At 52.1% G+C, this 25,419-nt stretch carries 31 protein-coding genes; 22 read left to right on the top strand and 9 right to left on the bottom strand.

The features are described from left to right. Positions 1–3: 3 nt before the first annotated feature. From M1L61_RS09580 to M1L61_RS09600, 5 genes are all read left to right on the top strand, one after another. Positions 4–948 (top strand): SOS response-associated peptidase family protein, encoded by a 945-nt coding sequence (locus tag M1L61_RS09580; RefSeq protein WP_161771339.1) that lies wholly within the window; start codon positions 4–6, stop codon positions 946–948. Further along, entirely contained in the window at positions 945–1,499 is a 555-nt protein-coding gene (locus tag M1L61_RS09585) for a hypothetical protein (RefSeq protein ID WP_161771337.1), read from the top strand. Before M1L61_RS09580 ends, M1L61_RS09585 begins: the two co-directional genes overlap by 4 nt. After that, complete coding sequence (locus tag M1L61_RS09590) at positions 1,496–2,137, top strand: hypothetical protein (protein ID WP_248854649.1); 642 nt, start codon at positions 1,496–1,498, stop codon at positions 2,135–2,137. Before M1L61_RS09585 ends, M1L61_RS09590 begins: the two co-directional genes overlap by 4 nt. 84 nt (positions 2,138–2,221) lie before the next feature. Next, positions 2,222–4,102: a DUF262 domain-containing protein gene (locus M1L61_RS09595; protein ID WP_248854650.1), complete on the top strand. Its 1,881-nt coding sequence runs from the start codon at positions 2,222–2,224 to the stop codon at positions 4,100–4,102. Then, complete coding sequence (locus tag M1L61_RS09600) at positions 4,099–5,436, top strand: RES domain-containing protein (protein ID WP_248854651.1); 1,338 nt, start codon at positions 4,099–4,101, stop codon at positions 5,434–5,436. The genes M1L61_RS09595 and M1L61_RS09600 overlap by 4 nt, the downstream gene beginning before the upstream one ends. Positions 5,437–5,455: 19 nt before the next feature. On the opposite strand, the gene M1L61_RS09605 is transcribed toward M1L61_RS09600, so the two are convergent. From M1L61_RS09605 to M1L61_RS09615, 3 genes are read right to left on the bottom strand one after another with little or no spacing between them, the layout of a single operon-like run. Further along, positions 5,456–6,004 carry an ankyrin repeat domain-containing protein gene (locus M1L61_RS09605; protein WP_138927558.1) on the bottom strand — a complete coding sequence of 183 codons (549 nt, stop codon included), beginning with the start codon at positions 6,002–6,004 and terminating at the stop codon, positions 5,456–5,458. After that, on the bottom strand, positions 6,001–7,041 hold the full coding sequence (locus M1L61_RS09610; protein ID WP_138927557.1) for a zincin-like metallopeptidase domain-containing protein: 1,041 nt from the start codon (positions 7,039–7,041) through the stop codon (positions 6,001–6,003). Before M1L61_RS09610 ends, M1L61_RS09605 begins: the two co-directional genes overlap by 4 nt. Further along, on the bottom strand, positions 7,038–7,256 hold the full coding sequence (locus M1L61_RS09615) for a hypothetical protein (RefSeq protein WP_248854652.1): 219 nt from the start codon (positions 7,254–7,256) through the stop codon (positions 7,038–7,040). Before M1L61_RS09615 ends, M1L61_RS09610 begins: the two co-directional genes overlap by 4 nt. Before the next feature lie 222 nt (positions 7,257–7,478). Here M1L61_RS09615 and M1L61_RS09620 point away from each other — a divergent pair, with 222 nt between their 5' ends. After that, entirely contained in the window at positions 7,479–7,664 is a 186-nt protein-coding gene (locus M1L61_RS09620) for a hypothetical protein (protein WP_138927555.1), read from the top strand. Positions 7,665–7,719: 55 nt separating this feature from the next. On the opposite strand, the gene M1L61_RS09625 is transcribed toward M1L61_RS09620, so the two are convergent. Both M1L61_RS09625 and M1L61_RS09630 read right to left on the bottom strand, forming a co-directional pair. Beyond that, positions 7,720–7,959: a hypothetical protein gene (locus tag M1L61_RS09625; protein ID WP_138927554.1), complete on the bottom strand. Its 240-nt coding sequence runs from the start codon at positions 7,957–7,959 to the stop codon at positions 7,720–7,722. Positions 7,960–7,985: 26 nt separating this feature from the next. Then, positions 7,986–8,450, bottom strand: a complete 465-nt coding sequence (locus M1L61_RS09630; RefSeq protein WP_138927553.1) for a hypothetical protein — start codon at positions 8,448–8,450, stop codon at positions 7,986–7,988. 490 nt (positions 8,451–8,940) lie between these two features. Here M1L61_RS09630 and M1L61_RS09635 point away from each other — a divergent pair, with 490 nt between their 5' ends. After that, entirely contained in the window at positions 8,941–9,861 is a 921-nt protein-coding gene (locus M1L61_RS09635) for a hypothetical protein (protein WP_161771326.1), read from the top strand. 477 nt (positions 9,862–10,338) lie between these two features. Here the strand turns inward: M1L61_RS09635 and M1L61_RS09640 are convergent, their stop codons facing one another. Next, positions 10,339–10,485: a hypothetical protein gene (locus M1L61_RS09640; protein WP_248854653.1), complete on the bottom strand. Its 147-nt coding sequence runs from the start codon at positions 10,483–10,485 to the stop codon at positions 10,339–10,341. A gap of 151 nt (positions 10,486–10,636) precedes the next feature. On the opposite strand from M1L61_RS09640, the gene M1L61_RS09645 reads away from it, so the two are divergent. The 4 genes from M1L61_RS09645 to M1L61_RS09660 all read left to right on the top strand — a co-directional run bounded on the left by M1L61_RS09645 (position 10,637) and on the right by M1L61_RS09660 (position 14,513). Further along, positions 10,637–10,804, top strand: a complete 168-nt coding sequence (locus tag M1L61_RS09645; protein ID WP_175422529.1) for a hypothetical protein — start codon at positions 10,637–10,639, stop codon at positions 10,802–10,804. 8 nt (positions 10,805–10,812) lie between these two features. Then, on the top strand, positions 10,813–11,391 hold the full coding sequence (locus tag M1L61_RS09650; RefSeq protein ID WP_248854654.1) for a ParA family protein: 579 nt from the start codon (positions 10,813–10,815) through the stop codon (positions 11,389–11,391). A gap of 999 nt (positions 11,392–12,390) precedes the next feature. After that, entirely contained in the window at positions 12,391–13,449 is a 1,059-nt protein-coding gene (locus M1L61_RS09655) for an ankyrin repeat domain-containing protein (protein WP_161771318.1), read from the top strand. Continuing rightward, the gene (locus tag M1L61_RS09660) at positions 13,449–14,513 is read left to right on the top strand and encodes an ankyrin repeat domain-containing protein (RefSeq protein ID WP_248854655.1); all 1,065 of its coding nucleotides are present in this window, start codon (positions 13,449–13,451) and stop codon (positions 14,511–14,513) included. Before M1L61_RS09655 ends, M1L61_RS09660 begins: the two co-directional genes overlap by 1 nt. Positions 14,514–14,564: 51 nt before the next feature. Here M1L61_RS09660 and M1L61_RS09665 read toward each other — a convergent pair whose 3' ends face one another. Then, the gene (locus M1L61_RS09665; protein ID WP_248854656.1) at positions 14,565–15,800 is read right to left on the bottom strand and encodes a HEPN domain-containing protein; all 1,236 of its coding nucleotides are present in this window, start codon (positions 15,798–15,800) and stop codon (positions 14,565–14,567) included. Positions 15,801–16,143: 343 nt separating this feature from the next. On the opposite strand from M1L61_RS09665, the gene M1L61_RS09670 reads away from it, so the two are divergent. The 3 genes from M1L61_RS09670 to M1L61_RS09680 all read left to right on the top strand — a co-directional run bounded on the left by M1L61_RS09670 (position 16,144) and on the right by M1L61_RS09680 (position 17,055). After that, positions 16,144–16,377 (top strand): hypothetical protein, encoded by a 234-nt coding sequence (locus tag M1L61_RS09670; RefSeq protein ID WP_248854657.1) that lies wholly within the window; start codon positions 16,144–16,146, stop codon positions 16,375–16,377. Positions 16,378–16,469: 92 nt separating this feature from the next. Continuing rightward, on the top strand, positions 16,470–16,688 hold the full coding sequence (locus M1L61_RS09675) for a hypothetical protein (RefSeq protein WP_138927545.1): 219 nt from the start codon (positions 16,470–16,472) through the stop codon (positions 16,686–16,688). 13 nt (positions 16,689–16,701) lie between these two features. Continuing rightward, positions 16,702–17,055 carry a hypothetical protein gene (locus M1L61_RS09680; RefSeq protein ID WP_138927544.1) on the top strand — a complete coding sequence of 118 codons (354 nt, stop codon included), beginning with the start codon at positions 16,702–16,704 and terminating at the stop codon, positions 17,053–17,055. 84 nt (positions 17,056–17,139) lie between these two features. Here M1L61_RS09680 and M1L61_RS09685 read toward each other — a convergent pair whose 3' ends face one another. Beyond that, a complete protein-coding gene (locus M1L61_RS09685) occupies positions 17,140–17,553 on the bottom strand; it encodes a hypothetical protein (RefSeq protein ID WP_138927543.1) in 414 nt (137 codons plus the stop codon). Positions 17,554–17,736: 183 nt separating this feature from the next. Here M1L61_RS09685 and M1L61_RS09690 point away from each other — a divergent pair, with 183 nt between their 5' ends. The 5 genes from M1L61_RS09690 to M1L61_RS09710 all read left to right on the top strand — a co-directional run bounded on the left by M1L61_RS09690 (position 17,737) and on the right by M1L61_RS09710 (position 22,021). Next, positions 17,737–18,153: a hypothetical protein gene (locus tag M1L61_RS09690; RefSeq protein WP_161771307.1), complete on the top strand. Its 417-nt coding sequence runs from the start codon at positions 17,737–17,739 to the stop codon at positions 18,151–18,153. 1,006 nt (positions 18,154–19,159) lie between these two features. Then, positions 19,160–20,563, top strand: a complete 1,404-nt coding sequence (locus tag M1L61_RS09695; RefSeq protein WP_138927541.1) for an RES family NAD+ phosphorylase — start codon at positions 19,160–19,162, stop codon at positions 20,561–20,563. Positions 20,564–20,604: 41 nt separating this feature from the next. Further along, complete coding sequence (locus M1L61_RS09700) at positions 20,605–21,117, top strand: hypothetical protein (RefSeq protein ID WP_138927540.1); 513 nt, start codon at positions 20,605–20,607, stop codon at positions 21,115–21,117. A 176-nt stretch (positions 21,118–21,293) separates the two neighbouring features. Continuing rightward, entirely contained in the window at positions 21,294–21,581 is a 288-nt protein-coding gene (locus M1L61_RS09705) for a hypothetical protein (protein ID WP_161771303.1), read from the top strand. Beyond that, a complete protein-coding gene (locus tag M1L61_RS09710; RefSeq protein WP_248854658.1) occupies positions 21,578–22,021 on the top strand; it encodes a hypothetical protein in 444 nt (147 codons plus the stop codon). The genes M1L61_RS09705 and M1L61_RS09710 overlap by 4 nt, the downstream gene beginning before the upstream one ends. Here the strand turns inward: M1L61_RS09710 and M1L61_RS09715 are convergent. Continuing rightward, the gene (locus M1L61_RS09715; RefSeq protein WP_248854659.1) at positions 22,018–23,088 is read right to left on the bottom strand and encodes an HNH endonuclease signature motif containing protein; all 1,071 of its coding nucleotides are present in this window, start codon (positions 23,086–23,088) and stop codon (positions 22,018–22,020) included. The two genes, M1L61_RS09710 and M1L61_RS09715, sit on opposite strands and share 4 nt — an antisense overlap. Before the next feature lie 383 nt (positions 23,089–23,471). On the opposite strand from M1L61_RS09715, the gene M1L61_RS09720 reads away from it, so the two are divergent. The 3 genes from M1L61_RS09720 to M1L61_RS09730 are packed head-to-tail and all read left to right on the top strand — an operon-like array spanning position 23,472 to position 25,412. Next, positions 23,472–23,927, top strand: coding sequence for a hypothetical protein (locus M1L61_RS09720; protein ID WP_161771297.1), 456 nt, complete (start codon positions 23,472–23,474; stop codon positions 23,925–23,927). A 14-nt stretch (positions 23,928–23,941) separates the two neighbouring features. Continuing rightward, positions 23,942–24,553 carry a hypothetical protein gene (locus tag M1L61_RS09725; protein WP_161771295.1) on the top strand — a complete coding sequence of 204 codons (612 nt, stop codon included), beginning with the start codon at positions 23,942–23,944 and terminating at the stop codon, positions 24,551–24,553. 43 nt (positions 24,554–24,596) lie between these two features. Next, positions 24,597–25,412, top strand: coding sequence for a hypothetical protein (locus tag M1L61_RS09730; RefSeq protein WP_248854660.1), 816 nt, complete (start codon positions 24,597–24,599; stop codon positions 25,410–25,412). Positions 25,413–25,419 lie beyond the last annotated feature (7 nt).

A 25,419-nucleotide genomic window follows, 5' to 3' on the forward strand; every position in this document is an offset into this window, starting at 1 on the left:
GCCATGTGCTACTCAGCAGAAGTTTGGACGGACTACCACGGCTATGTCGATCAGTTCAACGCTGACGTCGACACCAAAGAGTTCGCCAAGCTCTACCTCGCTCGGCAGAGTTCCCCAAAAATCAAAATACCGAAGGGCATGGATCGCGCCTTCGACAAGCCGAAGACCGATCTGGAGAAGCAGATCCAACAACTTGTGCAGGACTACAAAAGCAGCTTGATCAGCGACAGCGAACAAGAGATGTTCAAGCAGGCAAAGCGCTTGGCGGATGCCGAAAGGAAGCTTGCAGTCAAAGAGACGAAGACGGCACTCAATGAGCAGCGCATTGCAACGAACAAGATCAAGCAAATGAAGCGATGGATCGCCGACGCTAAGCGTGTTGAGCTCGATCCGGTCAAGGACAATCGCATGTGGCCGGACTGGTATGTGCCCGTGCTGATTTTTGAGCACGGGAAGCTTGTCGTGCGGCCAATGCGCTATCACTGCCGTCCTGCTGGCAAACCGGCCAGCGTTGACCGCACAAAAGATGGCAAGGTCTCGGGCACCTACAACGCTCGCCGGGACAACTTGAACCGCTTTTGGCGCAAACAATTTGGATACACCCACGGCCTCATCGTTGCCAGCCAATTCTATGAGATGGTCGAACGAGACGGTGTCACTCGTGAAGTTCAGTTCAACCCAAGCACTCACGAGCCGATGTTCATCGCGTGTCTTTGGTCGCATTGGACAGACTCAAAAGGTGAAGCGCCTGATCTTTACAGCTTTGCTGCTGTGACTGACGATCCGGAGCCTGAGGTTGCAGAGGCAGGGCATGACCGCACCGTCATCAATCTCAAGCCAGAGCAGATCACGGCTTGGCTCAATCCCGACCCAAATAATTTACAGAGCATGGAGGACATCATGGACGATAAGCAACACCCCTTCTACGAACACAGGCTTGCTGCATGATTATTCGCAGAATTCTTTCGTTACGAGACGCCCACGCACTTCGTGCACGACGCGAACGTCTGAAAGCCCTTGTGAAAAAATCTAAGACAGTGACGAAATTCTGCATCCTTGATCTTGACAGCGAGACCATTGAGGAGATTCGCTGGGCGTTGAATGATGACTTTGCTTACTGGGCTGCACTCTGCAATGAAGTAGGTAAGTTTGGCGTATGGGGTGCGGTTGGAGCGAAGTCGTTTCGTTCAATCGGACTTAGGATTGGTATCCTGGATGCTGGTCACATTCAGAACTTTGTTTTTGTTGACCAAGGGACGGAGCTGCAAATCGGCCATTTCGCGACATCCAAGATGCAAGATCGCAAGGGGTTTGGCACAGCACTCTTGCTTGGTCTCATGAGAAACGTAAAGGAGCACCATCCTCGGTGTAAGACGGTTACCTTGCTGGGCGGTGGAGAAACGGGTGTGGGCATCGCTCATCTGGCTAAAAAGTTCAACGGGGCACGGTTTCGAGGGAAGGGCGACGTGGCTGAGCGATATAGGATCGTGATTCCGTGACGAGAAGCCATGGCAAGTCGTTGCAAGTCAACAACGCTTTAAACCGTGCGGGCGAAATTCGTGGGCGATTGCAGTTGGCTCAGCATGCAACCCTTGCTCACCGAATTGCCGTATCCCTTCTCGCTGCGGCTTATGATGATGCACGAGCAGCCACCCTATTGATCGGGAACTATGGGCCGGACCTGGTTGGCAGCGCGCTGAGTCTGGTGCGGCCCATGAATGAGAAGCTGAGGCGAGGCTGTTGGTTCTTCCTTGCGGCGACCGAGGAGCAGTCTGACCAATTTCTCCAGGATGATCGACTTCCGCCCTCCAACGTGATGGTCGAAGCCATAGAGCGAGAAGAGCCGTTTCGAAGCTTCCCGATCTTTTCCATGCAGCACCAGAACGGAATTAGCCACCTGCATAGCTTCACACATGGCGGAAATCAGATTGCGCTGCCTTACATGGTTACCAACGAGATCGGTGCCTCATATGCAGATGTGGATGTTTTCCATGCTCTTGAGAGCATCGAAGCAATCGGGATCACTTCGGTCCTTGTGACAATCATGGTTGCGGGTGAGAGCAACCCTGAACTGGCGCAAGAGGTGCTGGAGAGGTTTGGTCGCGAGTTCAACATACCGACCGGGCTGGGCGGCTGACCCGCTCAGGCCGCAGCAAGAATTAAAACTTCTAGTATCGCGTTTCGCGCGGCAGGCGCGGATTGCAACAACTGAGCATAAATAATGGAAGCGACAACACGAAATCTTAGGAAGCTCTTGGAGCCTTCGGTCCAGTATCAAGTCCCGCTCTTCCAGCGTCCCTATGTGTGGAAGCAGGAAGAGAACTGGACGCCCCTTTGGGAGGATATCGAAGCGCTGTTGGACAAGCATCTCTACCATGGCAGTGCCCATCCGCATTTCCTGGGGGCAGCAGTGTTTGAGCTGGCAACCAGCCAGTCCGGCGCTGTGCAAACCCGCTTGGTGATTGACGGCCAGCAGCGTTTCACGACGCTGCAGCTCTTCTTGATGGCTGCACGCAACCTCTCCAGGAAGGTGGGGAGTGAGAAGCAGACTCATAGACTTGGCGCGTTGGTTGAGAACGGTGCGCTCGATATCGATGGAGAGGTCGAGAAATATAAGCTCCTTCCGACAAATGCGGATCGAGCTGCGTTCATGGCTATCCATGCCTGCTCGTCTGACGATGAGGTCAGAGCTCTGGTCAAGGCTGACAAGACTCTGGCTGAAAACCGACTGGTAGAGGCTTATCTCTTCTTCGCTGCGAACATTGCTGCTTGGGTCAATGGCGATGATGTGGATGTGGATCGTGCCGATGAATTTGCAAAGACCAAGCCGGAAGACCGCATCGAGTGCATCTGGAAGGTCGTAACCGAAGGGTTGCTCCTAGTAGTCATCGACCTTACCGCTGGGGATGAGAGCCAGTTGATCTTTGAGACGCTCAACCATCGGGGTGAGCCGCTTCTTCCTGCTGACCTGATCAAGAACCTCCTGTTCCGTAAGGCGATCCAGCAGCCAGGGGCTAAGGAGGGAGACGTTGAAAAGCTCCACGAGAAGCACTGGCGTCGGATCGATTCCGATTACTGGCGTGAGGAGGTGACCCAGGGCCGGTTGAAGCGGCCACGAATCGATCTCTTCATCAACCACTATCTGAGCATGATGCTCAGAGAAGAAGTGCGAGCAACGCACTTGTTCAACGAATACAAACGATTCTTTGAGAACTCGGCCGATGTGTCGGTGGTCGGCATTGATACGCCGAAGACTCCGTCAGAGCACATCATCCAGCTTGCGAAGTTTGGCGACATCTTCCAGGAATTCTACAGCCCAGATCATCATCCAGAGCTTGCCCTGTTCCTGCGTCGCTTGAGTGCGATCAACACCGCAACTGTCTACCCCTTCTTGCTCTACAGCTATGCGCGGTTGATGCCGGACAACCAGGCTGAGTTCAACAAGATCCTGGTAGTCCTCGAATCGTTCCTGATGCGTCGATGGATTGTCAATCTCACACCGAAGAACTACAACCGATTCTTTGTTGACCTCATCAAGGCCGTAGAAAGGTCGGGCGAACTCACGGCAAGGTCCGTGAGCGAGCAGCTGATCCGTGGTGTCGGGGATAGCAGTAAGTTCCCCACGGACGATGAGCTGCGTGTGGCGGTGTTTGAGAAGCCGCTCTACACCAGTCGCACTGTCACGAAGTCTAGGACGGTCCTGGAAGCGCTGGACGACCGTTTCCGGTCGGGTAAGAGCGAGGCGCTGACCATGCCTACAAATCTCACAGTTGAACATGTCATGCCGCAGAAATGGGAGAAGCACTGGCCCCTCCCTGCTTCATTGACTGATGATGTGGAGAGGATGAAGTTTGCTGCGAGGCGCAACCTACTCATTCATACCCTGGGCAATCTCACACTCATAACGGGCGAGTTCAACAGTGGTCTCCAGCACAAGGCCTGGGGCGAGAAGAAGCCGGAGTTGCTGAGGTATTCGAAGCTCAACCTAACCCAGTATTTCCACAAGATGGAGTCCTGGGGCGAAGATGAAGTCCGTGCTCGCGGTGAAGTGCTGTTCTCTGAGATGGTCAGGATGTGGCCTATGCCCGAGGGCACGCCATGACAGCTGCAAATCGTGTTTGCGCCAAGCATATCGGTGAAACATATCTAGCGGGCCTCATCGCCAAAAGCGCGGCGTCAGTCTTTTCGTGCAGCTACTGTGGTTCGGTTGCACCGACACTGACCCTTGAAGAGATTGCAGATCGGTGTGTCTATGTCCTTGAGAACTTCTACGAGTCAACTGGCCTGGCTGAGAAGGTTGTGGAATACGGTGCCGATCCTGACGGAGACCCGCTAAACGTCTGTTTGGAAGAACTGCTCCAATCCACTGACCCTGTTGTCAATGACCTATCGGAGCTCATCCTGGACGGTTATGAATGTGATCCTGGTGAGAACCCTGATCCATTTTTTATCCGGCGACATGAGCTCGGCGACAGGATTAGTGTTCAGTGGCGACGGATGTCGGAAAGCCTCAAGAATGAAGCTCGGATGTTCAACCCTGATGCCCTGGAAACCTTGGAGATGGTTTTCGGAACGGTAGGTGATGACCACACCTACTACGGACAAGGGGTGATCCAGCTTGCAGGTCCAGGGATGCCACTTCACCGGTTGCACCGTGCGAGAGTCCTGCAAAGCGACGAGTCACTTGAACATGCCCTAGAACATCCCGCACGGGAATTGGGCCCGCCCCCAAAAGGGAGGGGCAGAGCGGGGCGGATGAACGTGGCCGGCGTATCGGTGTTCTACGGTGCAACAACCGCTAGCATTGCATTGGCAGAAGTGCGTCCGCCGGTAGGAAGCAAGGTGCTAAGCGGTGAGTTCGAGATCATCCGCGAGCTGCGTCTGCTTGATCTTGATGAGCTGAGTATGGTGGACACTGGAACTGACATGAGCCTATTTGACCCCAGCGCACTTGAGCAGATTGCGCGCTGCCACTTCCTTTCTGATTTGACGAATCGGGTGACCATGCCTGTCATGCCGGAGGATGAGGGTATGGGCTACATCGTTACCCAGGCCATTGCTGACTACCTCGCTACGAACAAGGACCTCAACCTTGATGGGATCTACTTTAAGTCGGCCCAAGTTCCTGCCCACGGTCATCAGAGTCAAGGGAGGAACGTTGTGCTGTTCCACAAGGCCTCACGAGTTGCAAGGGCGGAGTCAGTCTATCGAGAAGGTATGACCGCGTATTTGATGGAAGAGGACGAGGATGGAAGCAGGATTGAGCCCTGTATTCATTGGAATGGGAAGGAGCCCGTTCGAGCAGTGGATTGGCGAGAGCATGATGCGCGCGAAGTCACTCTTGAGGTTGACCTGGCGTCGCTGGTGGTGCGCGAGGTTCAGGCAGTCAGCTTCGGCGTTCTAGATCATGACGTCACCTACGTAAAAACAGCATAGTGGTAGAGAATTCGCCTGCCTATTTTCTCGCGATTACGCCGTGCCCGGTCAGATACTTGTATTTCACCATCAGGTGCTGAGCATCGCGATCACCGCGCTCCATAGCCGCTTGCATCGGCGTGTTGCCATAGTCATCGACGATGTCTTGCTTCGCCCCAAAGCGAAGTAGGGCATCGATCACTCCGGGGTCGTCAGCCAGGTGCAGCGCGGTCTGTCCGAACGCGTTGATCGCGTTGACGTCTACATGTGAGCGGATAAGACCCCTGGCTTCGTTCCAGCGCTTGTTCTTAACAGCGTCTAGTAGGGTATTTCCAGGCAGCGTATCATCCGGCTCAGACGTATAGACAAGCTGTTCTTTGTCACCCCGGATGCGGGCCAGAAGTAGTGCGTGGTCGATGAGGTGATCGAAACGCGATCCGGCGCGGCTTGCATCATAGATGGCCTGGCTTTCCGGGCTCAGGTTGCCAAAGTCGAAGAGCTTGGGGCGGGGTTCCTGCCCGGGCTGTGTGTAGCACTGCCGGCTCTCTTCCCGGTCTGAATTATGGATCTGTGGCAGTCGTTCAGTCATAGCGCTACCGCCAGTTCTTTGGCCTTGCGCCGGGACTTCATGTCTTTGATCTGATCGTCGAGCAGTTCGGGTGCAAGAGGATCGACAGGTTTCGCCCTTGCCTTAGGCACCAGCCGTTCTTGACGGGGCTCTTGACCCGCTAGCTCCCGCGCCTGGACATTGTTCTGCTCAAGCTCTTGATAGCGCTCGACCTTCAAGAAATTGCAGATCTTCTCTGCATCCGCACACGCGCGGAGGATCTCTTTGGGATCATCTTTGAGGACCTTGATCCAGGATTTGATGTAGGCCGTGTGCTGACCAGGGTCATGTCCAATACCCAAGCGTTCGCCGCACATGAAAGAGAAGATCTCGGCTCGCAGCTCTTCAATAGCGTAGCTCTCACTACCAAATTTGCCCGATAGATCGCGTCCCAAGCGATCCTTGTGGCCGGTGCTGTGCCCGAGCTCATGGAGGGCTGTTGCATAGAAGCCGTCCTGGATTTCAAACGCTACTTTCGATGGCATGAAAATCTGATCGATGTCGGGACGGTAATAGGCCCGATCTCCACCATTGAAATTGAAGGGCACTCCTGAATCGCTCATCAGCTGCTCGCACTTCTCATGTCGCCATTGCTCAGGAACTTGAAGCTGAGCTTTCGGCTCAGGCAAGCCATCACATTGATCGCGGTTAAAGACTGTGAAGTAGAAGACTTGCATGCGCTTCTTTGCCGTTGGATCCTCAGCCAGTTGCTCTGCACTTGGCTCTGTCGTCTTCCAGAACTGGATCGACGTGCCTTTCTGGCCCTTACGCACTTTGCCACCGGCTTCCGCGATCTGCTTGAACGTCAACCACTCAGCAGACTGATAGCCGCGTTCGTGCTGTGTCATGAGCAAGTTCATGTAATTGCCGCCGCGGTAACTCCGGTTAGTTACCCCATTGTGTGGCCCTGCTGGCACTTCGCCTGGTTTCCAAGGCTTCGTCCAGGGCGCTGTGTGGCTCTCCAGGCTGCGGATCACGAGATCAACAAATTGGCGCGCGTAGTCGTCTGTCTTGCTCATGCGCCAATCCAAATACTGCGGTGTTGCATGAGAGCGAGATCGACAAGATCGATGATCTCGAAGTCATTGAAATGGCCTTCGGCCTCTGTCTGATCAGTGGCTAAGCTAAAGAGCAGGCCGTCCCCGTGCCGTTCTGCGACGAATCGCTTGAAGGGCGGGTAGATATCCTCTGGTGTTACCGCCGTCTCTTCGAAATACAGATCTTCATCAGCCATAAATTGCCTCCTGTTTTTAAGCTAAGGCAACTGACTCGTTTGGCAAGGGGTTTCTAGCACAATTTATTTGGTCCAATTTGCAAATGGCTAGCGACAACGATCGGTCGCTAAACGCATTGCAAGCGCAAGCGCTCCTCCACTTTGTTCCGGCTTTCAGTGCAATGCGTTCTCACCGCTTCCCTTGCTCTTATCGCGAGCAATTGGCTCAATTGGAGCAGGATGATGAGCACGAAATTCTTCAACGAAGCAAACGAGCACTTCACCAAGATGTTTGGCATCAGCATCGACGAAGCGGGCTTCTCAGAAGCCGAGTTCAAACAGCGTTATGGCGATCTTTCAGCTCTTGAAGCTGCTCACCAAATCGGTCGCGACTACGATCTTGATCGAGTTGACCTCGGCTGGAACTGAGCAACAAAAAAGCCCCGGAAATCCGGGGCTTTCTTCGTCTGCATCACGGCATGCTCTACCAGAATTTCTGCAGGACAGTCTTACCTTCCAAGTCAGTTCTAACGGCCTTATGCGTCACTTTGAAGCCCTTGATTGCCATATCTTCTGTATATTCGACCTTGCCGACGACATCGCCATGGGCGTCAAGAACAGAGTAGTTGGTGATGTCAATGTTGCCTAGCGGTCCAGTTTCTCGCGAGCTTTCCCGGCGAAGTGTTTCGCCGTTTTTCAGGTCAAGTTGTTCAGTCAAGGACATGAAAGTTCTTCTTTAGTGTGTGTGGATCAGTCAATGGGTGGATCAAACGAAGCGAGCTTCTGAGGGACTTTGACACCAGCTTGCGCCATGCATGCAGCGTCGCAACCTTCCTTCTCACTGATCGGCGTGAGGCTCACTGCATCATAGGCCTTGAAGTAGCGCGTAGCGGGTGCCTTGTCCTCGATGACAAGCAGAGTCTTCCGAGACTCACCCAGACAGGCTGCGCTAATGCGTCCAACGCCCAGGGGAGGGGTGATGACCTTCCGCCCGGATGTGACCTTCATCGTCATGTCGCCACCGTAGTTCCATCCCCCTACGCGGCCATCAGTTGCGTTCTGATCAACACCTGTCAATTCGACGATACCTGGGCCGCAGAACCCCTTGGCGGAGCTGTTGGACCTATCGAAGGCCAAGTTCCCAAGATCCTGGGCATGAGACGAGTGCGTTACGCTCAGCAGGAGAATTGTTGCGAATACGGTATGTGATTTCATCCTTGATCCCATCGTCGCTCAAAGCGAGCAAGCAGATCACAACGTAGATCACACCCGACTGCAACCCCCCTGCGCCAACGCCCCCCCAGGGGGCTGGCTGTGGAACGGGCTATCGCCCATCATCAGGCCGAGCCAAGCGGCCCTCATAGCTCATGCGGGCGAAGCCGCAGCGCAGCTGCCGGGTGAAGCGATAGCCCCGGCTTACCCGCCGCCCCTTGCAGGGGGCAAAGGCGGAAGGGGTGACAAGAGATTACTGCTTTGCTTTTGGCTTTTGATTTTTCCCTGAGCGATAGCGAAAAAAGCGCGAAGCGCCCTTTAACCTTTATACCTTAAAGCCTTAAGCGAGCGCAGGCCTTATGTGCCAAGGCTTTCGGCGGCATTGGGTCCGCGTAACTGCGCATTTGGTCCGAGCAAGTGCGCATTTGGTCCGCACAAGTGCGCATTGGGTCCGCACAAGTGCGCATTGGGTCCGCGTAACTGCGCAGTGTCAATGAAGCGCTGTCTCCACTTTTTAAACCTTTCGTTATTGACAAAAATCATATTCGCCTTATTTGTGATTGGAACAGATAAGGGGATAAAAATGAAAGATAAAAAACAGCTTGCGCTTGCGCCGGTTCCAATGGGACTTGTAAGGTCTGCACTTTTCGGGACGGCACGGTTTAATGGTGAGCGGATTGAGTCCGGAAGCATAGCCGCGCATCACGTTCTGGGGACTAAGATCGCATATAAAGGGCCACGACTGAATCAGCTGCACGCGATTGTATGGCAATCGATCTTGCTTCTCACGAGAGAGCAGGGCTCATGCGTCGTGAGAGTCAGCGGAGATCGTCTCATCGACATGCTTGGCATGTCTTCAAGAAGCGGCACGAACAGAGATCTTATTCTCCAGCGGCTTGAAGATCTTGTCGGAGCGACAGTCAGGTATCAAACGGACACGCACCGATATTTTGGAACGATGCTGGTTGGAGCACTGCGTCACGAGAAGACCGGCCATTTCGAGATCGAAATCAACCCGAAGGTTATGGATCTGCTTGGCAACGAAGTCATCTGCAATGACTTGGAAAGAAAGGTCGCACTCGGAAAAAATCAGTTGGCGCTTTGGCTGCACGACTACTTGTCATCTCACAGAGTGATCTATCCCGTCTCGGTTGATGAGTTGCGGGTTCTGAGCGGCTCTGAAAAAGAGCTCAAGAAGTTTCGTTATGAGCTTAAGAAGTCTATGGCCATTGTCAGCACAGGTAACGATCCTTTGGTCAAGTCCTGGGCCATTAACGGCGACGACAAGCTGACAGCTGAGAAGGGCGCGACAAAGGTAGTGCTAATTCCTAAATCTACCGAATTGAAGCTTGCACACGCCAGGAAGCGCAACCTGATTGATCAGGCCCGGAACCAACGGGTCAACCCACTATGAAGCGCATGACTAGGAACAAGAAAGCGAAATTGGTCTCACGGCTAAAGAATGGAAAGGAAAAACATTCAGACCTTGCCCGCATGTTTGGATTAAGCAGGCAGCGTGTGCATCAGATCGCGGCGAGGTCTAATGCTTGCATGCGGAGGGAAATAATTAAGGAGACTCGTATCACGGTAGCGAGGTTTATTGCGGATCATCCGTCTATGCCCTACGCAGAGGTTCGTCGGCGGTTCTCTGTCTCTCAATCGCTCGTTGCTTCTGCACTGAATTTGAGACTCCCGCTTGAGAGAGATCCTTGAATTCGAGATATCCAATGCGCTAGGAACAAAGGCCACTTAGAGTGGCCTTTAGTTTATCTGGATCCAATTCTCGCAAGATTTGACTCAATAGTTCGGATACTTCCAATAGCCTTCGCCGAGAAGTAGTCAAGTCCGATCACCAAGCAAGCGATAAGAACTAGCCATGAGATCAGGCGTCTCATGCGCCCGTTCCCAGGCCACTACTGATCAAGCGGCCAATTCCGGACAGCGCTGCGTAGCACCCAAGCAAGGCAAAGGCCGCTAACGTTGCCATCGAGCCTAGTGAAATTAAGAGGCTTTCGTGATTGAAAAGATATTTGAACATGATGATCTCCTTTTGATGATGAGGCTTTGAGTGCCTTTCATGTATTGAAAAGCTGATCGCAATTTTGTCAAGTATTTGGAGTCAAAACTGTTGACAAAAGTTTGAACTGCCTTTTCTTCAATATAGGGAATAACCCCGATTGGAGATTAGTATGAAAATCAAATATGACATTGACACAACGATCAAGTTCTATCAGATGTATTTCAATCAAAAAGAGGAGCGTGCATCGCGTTTAAAGAACAGAGCTAAAGATCGTAGCCGTCGAACCATGCATTGGAACCGCCAGAAAGCGTCTAAAGAGCAGGCGGTGCTCGCATGAAGATCTGCATGTTGAACGGTAAGGGAGGGGTGGGGCGCACAACCCTCGCACTCAATCTATCTCACTGCTTGCAGTGCACTTACCCAAGTTCCAGCGTCTATGTCGCTGACTTGGACATCCAAGGTTCATCCCTCGCCTGGGCAAGGCTGGCCGGGGAGACGGCCTTCACGGTAGGTGTCGTGAAGTCACAGGCACAGCACGACTTCCATATCTTCGACACCGCCCCAAAGCTTCCTGAAAATGGCGTTCTTCCTGAGGCTGACGTCTATGTCATCCCAACGCTGCTAGACGCGGTGAGCTTTGTCGTGTTCTTGAAAACGATGGAGCTCGTGCGCAAGAAAAGCTTGCCTCACATCATTGTGGCCAACCGTTTCAATCCGGACCGATCAGAGCATCGCCAGCGCTTCGCACAGCTTCCGCCCGGGGCATTGATCGTGAGGGATCGGGCCATCTTTGCTTCCTCGTATGGTTACGGGGAGACGGTCTTTGATCGTGTTGGGGTCAGAGCCAGCCACGCTCAGCAGGATATCAAAGCGATTGCTCGTGCTCTCAGAGGCTTTGACAGTCAAAGATGGGGCGATCTATGAGCAAGATGCCAGACCTCGGCGCTGCCCTGGATGTCATCCATCAGCCTGGGCATTGCAGCAAGAAGCGGGTCAACGTCGAGCTCAGGTCTGCACCGGAGCCAGGGGATCACGAGTGCCGGCCGTCCTACTTTGACCTGGTTGTCCACAGTCGGAAAAGAGCAGAACCCCAGTTGCAGCTCCATCGCACGGCCCGGCTCCGCGACTACCGCACTCCTGAGGGCGTTCGCACAAATCGGTCCATGATTACCGTGCCGCCGCGCCTCAAAGCGACGATCCAGGAGCTCCTGGAAGACACTAGCGAGCCTTGGACAACCGGGCTGATAGCCCTTGCGGAATACGGGGCGCAAGTGCTGAGGAGCGAGCGGAAGATCTTGAAGGTCACTCGTGCTCGATCAGGGGATGAGGAAGGTGAGTAGCCCAGCGGAAGAGCAGTTCATCGAGGCAGCTAGGACAGGTGACCTGAGCACGTTGCGTGCCCTGCTGGCCCAGGTTGACCCCAGGGCTCAGCAATCGAAAGCTCTGGCGGTCGCAGCAATGAACGCTCGACTCCAAGCCGCCCTGGTGCTCTATCCACTCTCTGACTCGGAGGCTATCGAACACTGGTGCCATCTGCGGCGGGGCACAGACCCTGAGTTGATCCTTCGGATGTCCGAGTGGGCAAGGACAGGGAGCGTGGGGCCAGGCAGCCCAAGCGAATACAGCAGGGCCATGGCGATTGCTGCGGTGGAGGAGCATGAGGGACTGATGGGAATTCTCTATCTCCACTGCTGTCCTGCAGAAGCAGTCGCCTATTGCCAGGAGAGGGCCTGGTTCGCCGCATCTAGGCGGCTGGAAGCCTATTTTCTGCATCGTGCGACACCAATTGCAAAAGTGCGAGTTGAGGTGCGGCGGTTGTGAGGACAGTCTTTGCTCTGGTTAGCCGGTATTGGTTGAGGTTTTTATATTAATGGGTATTGACAAAAATGCGATTGGCCTTTTACTAGCAAAAAGGAGATCACTATGACTAATGAAGAAAAACTAATTCGATCTGCGGACTATGGGCAGATTGATGTCGTTAAAGCCCTAATTCCAGTATCAAATCCTAAGGCAAATAATTCGCAGGCCTTGCGGGATGCGGCTTACAAAGGGCATAAAGAAATTGTTGAAATGCTGATTCCCGTTTCAGATCCAAAGGCAGATGGCTCAGCGGCCTTGCGCAATGCGGCTTGCAATGGGCATAAAGAAATCGTTGAAATGCTGATTCCCGTTTCAGATCCAAAGGTCTATGACTCGCATGTCTTGCGGATTGCGGCGGAAAATGGGCACAAAGAGATTGTTGAAATGCTGCTTCCTTTTTCAGACCCAATGGCAAATGAATCAGGCGCATTGAGGCGTGCCGCAAATAACGGGCATAAAGAACTTGTTGAATTTCTGCTTCCTTTTTCAGATCCAAAGGCAAATGCGTCTGAAGCACTGAGGTGTGCCGCAGATAAGGGGCATAAAGATGTTGTTGAAATTCTACTTCCTTTTTCAGATCCAAAGGCAAATGCGTCGGAAGCAATAACGCGTGCCGCATTTAAAGGGTATAAAGAAATTGTTAAAATTCTAGTTACTTTTTCAGATCCAAAGGCAAATGACTCGGAAGCACTGATACATGCCGCATCTTGCGGGCACAGGGAAATTGTTGAAATGCTAATCCCTATTTCAGATCCCAAGGCAAATGACTCGGGTGCATTGAGGGGTGCTGCATCTTGCGGGTATAGGGAAATTGTTGAAAAGCTGCTTCCTTTCTCAGATGCAAAAGCTAATGAATCATATGCATTGGCTCTGGCCGCGCGTTACAGACAAAACGAAATTGTTAAATTGTTAATTCCCGTGTCTGATGTGGACGCTGCCTGCGAACGGCTTGATGAATCAGGAAAATCACTTCTGAAAGCTATGGAGGCGGATTTCAGGATGAGAGACCTTCAAGCCTCAACTGTCCAAATCCCACAGAGCTTTAAAGGATGCGTTGATCAAGCACGGTCTGACAGCCAAGGCACGGCGACAATTCAAAGAGCCCAGGCCAGGAGGCTCTGATGAGCCTGCCTTTAACGAATGAGCGTCTGCTGATTGAAGCCGTGGCAGAGGGGCGAGCCGACGACGTTCGACGGCTCCTTCCGATATCAGACACGCGAGCGGGCCACTCCGCAGCGCTTCGTTGCGCAGTCGCCACCCAAAGAACTGAAATCATCCAGTTGCTTCTTCCTTATTCGGATGCCAAAGCAGACAACTCTTACGTGCTGCGACATGCCGTAGAAATAGGTCACAAAGATTTGGTCGAAATGCTTATTCCATACACTGATCCTAAGGCTCTGGATTCGGAAGCTCTGCGTTATGCAGCTCGACATGGAGACGTCGACATGGTCGAGCTGCTACTACCAGTCTCGGACCCATACGCAGATCACTGCTGCGCACTGCCGGCAGCTGCGGAAAAAGGGCATAGCAGGGTCGTTGACATGCTTCTTCCTTTTTCAGATCTCAAAGATCGCTCACGAGCATTAGGCTGGGCTGCTTTTTTTGGGCATAGCGAAATCGTTGAAATGCTTCTTCCTATCTCAGATCCCAGGGCAGATAGTTCAAGGGCCTTGCTGAATGCGGCAGAAAGGGGACACAAAGAGATCGTTGAAATGCTCCTTCCTGTCTCAGATTTCAAAGAAAATGGTCCGAGGGCACTGATGTATGCGTCAGAAAATGGACACAAAGAAATCGTTGAAATGCTCATCCCTGTCGCTGACCCTGAGTCAATTCGCTATGCTTTATGGGATGCCTCGAAATTAGGATATCTGCAAATCGCTGAAATTCTAATTCCTGTCTCAGATCCTAAGTCTCATAACTCGCAAGCATTGGGTTGGGCTGCTTTTGGTGGGCATCAAGAAATTATTGAGTTGCTCATTCCTGTATCTGATGTAGACGCCGCTTGTGAGAGTCTTGATGAAACGGAGTTGGCGATGGTAAGAGCTGTCGAAGCGAAGTTAAAGTTGAAAGAGCTTCAAGCATCCACTACCAGAATCCCTCAGAGCTTCAATGAATGCGTTGATCACGCTAAGTCTGACTGCCAAGGCACGGCGACAGTTCAAGGGGCCCAGGCCAGGAGGCTCTAATGAGCCTTGCCATAATTACGCAAGAAAAATTGCGTGGCCCAAAGGATATAGCTAGTAAGAGTTCTGCGCGGCTTTCACCATATCGTACAGATCGTCAATTTTCTTGATGTCCTTATACTTGTCGGATGTTAGCAGCTCAGCGATAGCGGCTCTCGAATATTGAATTATTGTGGCATAGCTCTGATCTATCTCCTTATTTCCGCCGTGAACAAGGGCGGACCTCATTCGATACACTTTTTTTAGCAGTTTGCTCATCTCAATTCTTGATTCTTTGTCCTTCGCAACGATGAAGACGAACGTCTCCGCCAAACGATCACCAATACTCTTTTGGAAGAGGCTCCCTTCGTCGTAGGACAATAAGATTTCCAGGGCAATACAGGTGTGGATCACTGAGTCTTTTTCTGTTTGGGTCTTAAGGGCTTCGCCAAGGGAGATTGAGCAATTCAATATCCTGGATCCAAAATCAGAGAGTTTTTTTCCATCCTTTCTATTTTTATATAGATCCCATAGTGCGCCAAAGTTCTTATTGGCTGCGAAGAATTCATTGTCTAAAGGGACTTTCTCCACAATCATGTTTTTAATTGAGGTGGATGGGAAATCAATATTCTTTTTGAGGATTTGATAGGAGCTTGTTTCAACATACATCTGTTGATGTGAGATGCTGTCATAGGAGGGGAGGCCGGTTTTGACAAACATGGAATCATCTTTCCTGCCGGCAGTGAAGAAGATTAAGTTGATAAATTCTTGAAACTCATCATGAGCAATCGAGATTGATTTTTCGTTGTCATAGCTATCCTTAATTTCCGAGCTTATGTAGTAGCCATTATCGTTTGCTATGGGGAGTTTGAGTGTGGATGAAAGGCCAAGTTCAAACGGGCCGATGGATATTGGCCCTTCTGAATCAATCCTTATTCCTGATATCGGGGCAATTACCTTTACGTCCTCTGGCTTGGCATCTGTAAAAACCTTGAGTAGCTCCATCGTGCCCACGTCCGAGAAATCACCTCCCGCAACCTTTTTATCAAAGATTGCCTTTTCAATTATCTTTAAAGCCGTTGCTCTGCTGAATCGTGAGCTGATTTTTTTGTGTCCGCTGTAGATTGAGTCTAATGAAATGTAAAATGAAATGGCATCATTGATGCAATATCCTTTATTGTTTTTTGTATCAATCGTAAATTTCTTTGATTGGACTGCGTCATGTGGGCTGCACTCATGGATTAATTCCAGGGCGGAATTTAAGAGCATCTTAGTGTCCACGGTCTTTTCGTTCTTATCGGTTGAAGTCATTTGTAGCGTCCTTTTACTCGGTTTGGAGATCCAGCGTTAAGGGTTCTATGAACGTTGGAGCCGTAATTGTCCTCTATCTTGCCACGTCATAAGTGGCATTGCCATTACCTCACTCAAGTGCATGTCAAGATAACAGATTACACGACGAGCTGCCGTTGCGAGCTATATGAATCATGTGAGGTGGCGAGAGCCCTCGGTCTTCCTGCACCAACGTTCACAGGAGCTTGCTGTAATTGCAGCAAGCATCGGTGCACCCAGTTAAGGATGCTAATTCGATCTTAAAAGCTTGACAAAAGTTGGATCTGCCTTTTGCTTGATTTATCCACTCAATAAAGGAGATCACATGAAAATCAACGCAATTCAGAGACTCATCTGCAACGCTCGTGAGGTAGGAGTTATTTCAATCAAAGAGGGGGTTTTTCTTTCAACGGGAAAGAGCATCAAAGAGAAATTGCTTGTCTGGGATGAGGCAGCGTCTACAAATGTCGTAGACGAAGAGCTATGGATCTACACAGAAAAAGGGCTGTTTATGCCACTGGGTCAAAGGCCAGAGCACGAGCTCAATTGCTATGTATAATAAAAGACCGCCGAAAGGCGGTTTTTTAATGGCTGCTTCTATTGACAAAAGTTCGATCTGCCTTTCAATGAATTTACAAAGGGAGATCACTCATGAACACTCAAATTAAGCTCAAAGACATCACGACCGCCGAGCAGCTGAGAGAGCGCATCGGCAAAGACGGTTTGGGACTTCCCAAGCTTTCGCTAGGAATTTATTGGAAGCGCTTCAAAGGGTTGATGACGACCAACCGGACAAGTGAGGCGCAAGTAGAGACTCGTGTTGAGTTCTGTTGCTTCGATGGCACCAAATCCGTCCGCCGATTCGTCTAACTAAGGAGATCCAATGAACGCTTATATTTCAGATGTCCAGGTTTGCGTTGCCGCTAAAGAGAGCTTTGGTCTTTGCTCCACAGCAAACTTCCTTCACGAACTAACCGGCTACGCTCAGTCTGACTTCGAGCATGCTTTTGACAGAGCAGCACGGAAGGGCCTGGTCAACGTCTACGGACGAGACACGGTGCTCATTTCAGGAAAAGGCTCTCTGTTCTTGCAGAGCCAAGCGATTGAGGATCATAAATGGCGTGCCGTTGAACGGGTCAAGCAGCGGCTGGTAGAGAGAGAAGAACGTCGGCGTTGGGATGTCCGGCAGCTCATCAAATCAAAGATGGACTTCGCTCGAGAGCTTCGAGCGGCTTGACCATGAACATGGGCCGCTGGCCCACCGCGCCTTGGCTGCTTCGGACGCGATCATTGATCGCCCCGGCGGGCCCGAGTCGCTTGCTCACGAACCAGAGCTCTTCCGCTCAATGGCGTCCCATCGATCCGCTGCCGCACGGTAGATGAAGCCTAAGGCAGGAAACGTCAGTAGCACTGCTGCCGCAACCGCGAAGTAGGATCTAAGTGGCTGAACATCTCCGTCATCGTCTGTCCAGCCCCAATCGTACGGAATCCAAAACAATGCGGTTTTGGTGCCCCCGTAGATGAAGATGGCAACACCCAGCCACGCCAGGCCAAAGTAGATCCACTTTAGGGGTGACATGCCCGAGTGGATGTGGGCTCGGCGAACGAACGCTTGTGGCTCAAAGTGAGCACTCCAGACATAGTGAATCACGGCGACGAGTGAGGCGGTGCTGATAGCGCCCGCGATCACAGATGCAACTGACATAGTTGGCTCCGGAGCCTCATTGGCATCCATCTACTCTACCTCCTCAGCGCACGCAGCGTGATCCTGCGAGCCAAGCGGGCAATTCAATCCTGCTGTGGACATTAGTTGGGTTTGAGTATGAGAAATTAAATTAAGAAAGTTACCCTGGGGTTATTGACAATAATCGAGCCTGCCTTTTACTGGATTTATCCCATCCAATAAAAGGAAGTCGTTATGAAAATCATTGAAAAATTCGAAGCTAAGGATCATGTTTACGCCATCACCGAGTCTGCCTCTTCAGGCGGCGGATGGAAAGACCCATCTTACGTCCGGTTGATAAAAGTGGACCGTGATGTTTTCGAGGCTGGCCTTGAAGGCAAGCGCCTCCCAAATACTCGGGGCGTAGAGATCCTCGGCGAGTCGTTCGAAGACAGACGCTACACAGGCCCAAATTCGAGCTACGGGAGAACTGTGGAAGAGTTCAGAGGCCAGTTGGCAGAGGACGCCAAGGCGCAGGCGGAGATCATAGGGTTTGAACTTCAATCATCCACCGTTAAAATTCCTCCAAGTTTTAAGGAGTGCGTGAGTGCTGCTAAGGCCGAAACACCCGGTGCTGAGGTGGCTCACCAGCGTCAGTCACGGAGGATTTGATGTGACGGACCATCAAGGTTCGTCGTCTTTAAGCTAATGAGTGTTTCCAGGCATGTCAGACTATTCTGACCCATGCCTGGAATGCCATCGCGTCTACACTAGAGCGGTCATCAGTAGGAACAGGGGAAGTTCGTGCGGCACGTGAAGATGCTATCCATCGGGGCAGATGTTGCATCATCAGACAGTCGGGCCGAGATGCGGTCACCGGCCTGCGGCCATGGAGCAAGGTCTGTCGTCCAGGACATGGGGCTGAGCTCTTGAAACGGACCAATCAAGACAAGATTAGGATCGCTGCTCGTAGCCGAGGGGTTGAGTGCCTATTGCACTTTACGCCGCTTCCCAACTTGGCATCAATCGTAGAACACGGCATCCTTTCGCGAGAAGCGCAGTATGCCAAAGAGGCGTCTGGCTACACGAGCAGCGCCCATCGACTTGACGAAAACCATTCCGCCACGTCGATTTCCGTGTCCGCGATCAACCATGACATGTTCGCTTCCAAACGGAAGGATTCGGGACGGAGTGACTGGGCGGTGCTGTTCCTGTCGCCCGAGATCCTTTGGACTCATCCCTGTCGGTTCTATGCGAGAAATGCCGCGCGGCGAGAGATGCGAGATCACCGGGGATTCCTGGGTGGGCCATGGGCTTTCCAGGAGATGTTCAGTGAAAGCACCACACGTGTAGGCTCGAGGGAGGAGCATGGCTTGCCTTCCGTCCTCACCACCCATCCGGACGCGGAAATTCAGGTGCTGTCTCCGATATCACCTTCTCTCATTCTTGGAGCCTGGGTCAGCCAGCCATCCCACCAAAAGATTGTGGAGTCTCAGCTCGCTTGTCTGACTCTTGAAGATGGACGGGCAAGAGAAGTTGTCGTTCGTGACTTCTCACCACGATTCGTTGCAGGATCTGAAGCCTGGGGCTAAGACCAAAGTTAGGTGAAGCGCGTGATTCAGCCTCATAGAGTGCAGCAGTGACTGCTCCACAACATGCCTATTGATCAGGGATCATCATGTATAGAAATACTGCGGAAATTGCCGCCTTCAATGCGAAGCAAGTCTGTGCGGACTGCCTTTATGAGACCTATTTGGTTGCGCAGTTTCCAGTCGATCCGCACGGCCGTCGCTTGAATTGCGACTACTGTGGTGAACTGATGATGACGGTCAGATTGGAGTGGGTCGCCAATCACTGCGAGTCTGTTTTTGAGGATTTCTACCAGCCCACTGGGCACGAAATGAAGGTTGTGATCTATGAGAGAGATCCTGATGGCGACGACATGTATACGTGTGTCACTGGCCTCCTTCCCGCTGCGCACTCTGATCTTCTTGACGATCTAGCCCAGCTCTTGCTGCTACGCCTAGATCAAGAAGATGGAAATGACCCTGATCCTTACTACATCCAGCGCAGCCGCCTGGGGCATTTTTTCAGCGCCGACTGGCAACGGATGTCTGAGAGCCTGAGGAGCGAAGCACGGCTGTGTAACCCATTGGCAGTTCAAACCCTGGAACGTGTTTTCGGTCCCGTCATTAGAGATTCGACGTTGCAAGGCAGGCAGGTGATCAAGGTTGCTGGTCCTGGCACCGATATGACAGAGCTTCATCGTGCACGCGTCTTTCAGAGCTTGGAAGTGTTGGAAGATGCCATGGAGCATCCAGAGGCACAGTTGGGCCCTCTCCCCAAAGGCATGGGTAGGGCGGGTCGGATGAACGCGTCAGGGGTGTCTGTATTTTACGGTGCTACCTCAGCAGAGGTGGCAAGAGCAGAGGTTCGCCCACCAGTTGGCAGCACTGTGTTGCTTGGGCGATTTGCCTTGGTCAGGCCGACGCGCTTACTGGACCTTGATGCGCTGAGCGAGCTAAAACCAGATCCTGCGCTTAGTCTCTTTGATCCAGCTGCACGGACCGTTCATGGCCGTTGCGACTTCCTTGCAAAACTCGTGACCCGTCTCACCATGCCTGTCATGCCACAGGATGAAGAGAACAGCTACCTCATCACGCAGGCCATTGCGGACTACCTAGCCACTGATGCTGATCTCAATCTGGATGGCATCGTTTTCCGTTCTGCCCAGGTGTCGAAGACCGAGGAAGGGGAGGTTGGACGAAATGTCGTCCTTTTCCACAAGTCGTCTAGAGTGGACAAGGCTGAGCTGCGCTACAAGAAGAACCGAACTGCACAGATCACGGAAGAGGATGAGGACGGTCTTCGCTGGGAGCCTTACATTTGGTGGGGTGCACCACCAGATCGAGTGACATGGTCTGATCCATCACAAACTGACCAGCGGCTCGTGAGCTTGTCGATCATCCACGATTCACTTGAGTTGCATCGAATTGAAGCCGTCAAGTTCACTGCTGAGATCCATGAGGTCAGATCCATCCCCAACAGCTTGGTGGATGCAGCGGAACATCACTCGATCTAAGAATGATGAAATGTGCGGAGATCATAGGTTGGAGGGATGCTATGGAAGAGCGTAGGTCGGGCAGTGCGGATGACTTGATGGAGCCTAGCTCGATCATCCTTAGCCCAAACTTTGCAGTGCTGACAACCAAACACGAATGCTGGACATGCGCAGCCGTGGTGTCGATCAGTGCTCTGTGGGTGCCATGCTTCGTTGAGCGCTTCGATGACAGCGAAGAGCTGTCCATCCCAGATCCTGCGGTCTTGAGGTATGTGGAGTCGCTCAACCTCCCAGCCAAACAGCACATCACAGCAGTTGCCCCCTGGATGGTTATGGCGACGACCAAGGGATCGGGCACGCGCTACCTTGCCAACCATTGCCAAGCCTGTGGCGCTATCCAGGGCGACTTCCAGCTGTTCGGAGTGGATGGACCGTTTGGGTTGGTCACGTTGGAGAAGCGGGGGACAGAGCACATAAGTGTTCGCAATGTCGATTGCGCGATTGAAGCAGCTGCCGGCATTGCCCAAGCGACTTGGATAGATCAAATCTCTGCAAAAGCTTTGCAGACATTTTAGTTTTTCGGCCCTCCAGCTGAACTGATAGCCTCGCTTTTGCGGGGCTTTTTTTATGCTCGGCGGCGAATGCTGAACAATCATTTATGAAAAGGGACGGCGTTCGCGTGGACGTTTTTTAATGCGGTGCATATCTTTGTATCCGAAGCTTAGCAGCCCGCTAAGTATCGGAGACAAAAATGAGTTTTATTGATTTGACTGAGTTGCAGTCCGAAGATTTTAGCGTCCTGATGCACTACGATTTGGCTGGCCTCATTCAGCGTTTCCTTCCGCTGGATATTGAAATCGAAGATGTTTATTGTGAAATCCTGCGTCATGCTAAGTGGGCGATTTGCGTGGGGGTGTTGCGCACTCGACAAATTGTAAATGCCATCATCGGGTTTAATTTTTTTGGGCACTCAATTCGTGTTGAAGTCTGCCTCTCCGCTTGTGGGATCATCTTGGATGTCGCGGAGGATGGTCAATGAGTTTTTATTTTGAAAGTGTGCTTGAAGATGCATGTCGCTGTGGTGAATTTATCGAGTTTTGGTTGGAAGAAGAAGATGAGTCGGCGAGGGCCGAAATCCTTGGGTTTGCAGCGATCTATTCAAAGAAGAACCCGTTTCAACTCTTTTTTGACGAACAGGTGATCTCGGCAGCCATTCTTGCTCAAGCTCTTCATATCACTTGTTGTTACGGAAAAAGATCCAGCACTCGAATTGTGCGCTTGGCTCAGAACAGACGATTGCTCGTTGGGCACGGCGCGTATTTGCTCTCGCGCAATAGTCGAACGATGTTTGAGCGCGCATACAGTTATCGATCAATTTCGGATCGTCACTTGAAAATGCTTTACGAAAATTCTGATCTTGCTGAACTCTCTCGATGCGAGAATCTGATGGGTTCTGTCATGAAAAGGAGTGATGCTTAGCTGAGGTGGAGAGATAAAAGGCGAGCTTCCAGGACGGCGTAAGCGCTGTCCTGGGAAGCCTCCTCAATACGCTTTTGGTGATAGAGAGCGAGCCTCTGGCTGCGGTTTCGCTCAACCCTCGCGGCACTTTTCCGACGCTTCCGCAGTGCGTCAGGCTTCTCAGATAGCGCCCGTCTTGCATCAGGGCAGCGGGCGAGCTCACCGAACTTGCTCGCATGATCAAGCCGTATGCGCGATCTGAGAGCAGCGACAGACCGCACATGGTCCGGCCAGAAGTCTTGCCACTGGTTACCGGGAGCCAGTGCGTCTTTGCCTAGGGGGCGCACAGACACGATGAGAGCATTGAGATCGATGAGTGACCAAATAAGCCTCAGGAAGTGCTTCGGGTCTACTTGGTAGACGCTCTCAGCTTCTCCCACCAGCGCCAGGCGGGCACCCTGAAACTTGGTCAGCATCTTGGCCACACCCAAGCTCTCTGCATCACCAGAGTGCCGTGCAAATCCGATGAGGGCCAGGTCAGAAGAGTGGTGGGCGAAGACACGAAAGCGCGGCTCGGCCCAACGCCTGGCCAAGTGCTTCAACACTGTGCTCTTCATCGAATTGCGAGTATGGGGCGTCCAGTGGTTGGCAGAGCGAGCTAGCAACTCAAGACGGCGCTGCATCAGGTCTGTTGGCGAAAAGCCCAGGGCGCAGCCGTGCGAAGGAAGGGGCGGGGCAGTGGTTGCGCTGCAGAACGGTTCGCCAAGGCTGAGCAAATCTGAAGTGCCGCGCTTGCGATTGCAGCGCTCACAGCACAGGAAGCAGTTTGAGAACTCATCCGGTCCCCCCAGCTCAACAGGAACGATCTGAGCAACGACGATAGATGATTGCTGGGAGAAGTCACACGCGCAGATGGGGCAGGAGGTCTGCATCGATCTCAACTGCTGGCGAAGCTTTGCTGGCAGATTGAATGACTGTCGAGCTGATAGTTCAGAGATGGCTTGGCTGAAAATCGCAATCGGATCATCAAGAGAACTTTGCTTCGCTTCGTTCACTTGCTCGATCCCAATTTTGTCTGCTGTCTCCATAAAAGCTGTCGTCTCCCGTTGATGCCTGATCTCATTTCAGTGAAGCAGAAATCGAGATCGGCGCAAGAGTCAGCATCGAAAAGAAAGACCAGGAGCGAAAAGAAAAGGCAGAAGCGTCGGCGGGCGGAACGGCAAAGTCATCGTCATTTTCACAAGTCTAGATCATACACATGACGCACCTTGGGGTGTTCCGCGCTGATCCCCGCGCGCCCTGTGTAAATCGATTGAGAGCTTTGCACCGCAAGGATTGAAGGAAGCCCCCGAGTAGGGGCTTTTTTAATGCCTTCAAGTCCACTCAGCGTCTTTCGCTAAATAATTCTAAGCAGACCCCTTGCCAATTGACGGAATCGCCTTACGGTCAATTTATTCCAAACGGAGAATTTATGAAGCTGATCAAGAGAAATGTATTGCTTGAGGGTGATCAATTGAGATCGCTCACCGCAATGGCCATTCGCAAAAGAACAAGTGTCAATGAGCTGGTGCGGATGGCGGTGGATGGACTGTTGGACGATCAAATGTTCAACGAGCTCCATGAAAAAACGATGCAAGAGCTTAGGAATTTTGCTGATCGCGAGGAAAAGCGACTGACAGGAGTTCGTAAGGAGCTTCTTGCAGATCTAAGTGCGGGAGTCCAAGCAATGAACCAGGCATCAGAGCGGCATATCGAACGAAGCACTGATCTGACAAAGGCCTTTGTTCGAAGTCTTACAGATGCATTGAACGGTGAGCCGATCCAAGAAAAGGCAATGCCGGCAGTGTCGGACAAGAGGTCGAGTCGAGAAATATTGAACGGGATGCAGAGTCAAGGCGTCACCAAAACTAACAACAACACTAACTAACAAAGGAGAAATAAATGAAACAACAAAAATTAACGATGATCGCAATGCTTGCTTTCTCGCTCGCCGGATGCGCCACCATTGACCAACTTGCCGGTGGAAGCGCATCTCCGATCAACAAAGGCACAGTCGCGAAAGGTGCAGGAATTGGCTGTGCAGCTGGTGGTGCACTCGGGGCCATCTTCGCAGGCAAAGACGGTGCACTGAAAGGCTGTGCGGCGGGCGGATTGATCGGTGGAGGCTTTGCTTACAAGCAAGAGCTCGCACGAGCACGTGAAGCCGCCGATGCAGCTCGCTTGGCCGGAATGAGAGCCACTGTGGACGTGAAGACTGAGACCTCTGCTGATGGAAAGGCTACGGAGAAATTCCAAGGCCTAGTGATCGAGTATGACCCCGCATCGGTGGTCAAGCCTGACGAAAAGACCAAAGCCTTCTTCGACAAGCTGAGCGCGATCTTGAAGTCTTCAAAAAATGAGCTGACTGTTCGAACCGAAGGTGGAGCAGGGTGCTTGGCTGTTGTCGGCGAGTTGAACGGACGCAATGCTTTGACTAAGCACAAGCTCGACAACCAGTGCGGCAAAGTTCCGAATCACCGCATCTTAGTCTCCCCACTGCCGGAGCTGAAATAAGTGGAGCCCTTCGGGGCTCTTATTATCTCAAAAGGAGATCAAGATGAGTATTAGTGATTACGAACGAAGAAAACTTTTGGAAAAAGCTGCAAAGCTTAAAGCTGAAAAAGAAGGTGGACCATCTTTTCCAAGTCCTCTAAACAAGCAGCAAGTTCAAGATCGGGAGATGGATCAGCGCTTGGAGCAGACCCAGGTTGCAGCCAAGGCAATTGCACAAGCCACGAGCAAATTTGCCAAAGAGGTTGCGGCCACGACTGCCAAGCTGGCCCAGGATCAAGCGCAGCGGGCCAACGCAAAGGCAGGTGCATGGAAGCAAGCACTGGATGAGAAGCGAGCAGAACAGGAAGAGGTCAAGCAAATCGAGAGTGCTAAGCCTGATCAGGAGGAACCTAATCCGGCCATCGATAACACACCTGTTGTCCACCCCAAAGTGCTATCGAAGCCCACCGTCAAAGTCCTGGTTTCCGTAGCGATCTTGACGTCTCTTGCAGTAGCTGGCGCATGGCTCTGGGCTCATCACGACAGCAAAGAGGCTACTGAGAAGCACCAGGTCACAACGACGCCTCAGCTACCAACCTCAGCACCTCAGGTCCAGGAAGCGCCCGAAGCGGCCGACCCCGTCCTGGTCGTAGAGCCTGTGCAAGAGGTGCCTGTGACGCCCATTGTCGATGAGCAGCCAAAGTCGGTTGAAACGAAGCCCCAGAAGTTAGAACGATCACCTGCACCGAATGTGGTCGTTCGCGCACCCGAAAAACGATCAGAGTTGCGACAACAGATTGAACAACCCAAGGCAAAGGAGAGTGATTGGGTAGACAAAGCTAACAATGATCTCGATCACTTCGCAGAACAATTAAAATAGAAAAAAG

The sequence above is a fragment of the Stenotrophomonas sp. NY11291 genome (genome assembly GCF_023277365.1).
In the GTDB taxonomy this organism is placed as follows: Bacteria; Pseudomonadota; Gammaproteobacteria; order Xanthomonadales; family Xanthomonadaceae; genus Stenotrophomonas; species Stenotrophomonas geniculata.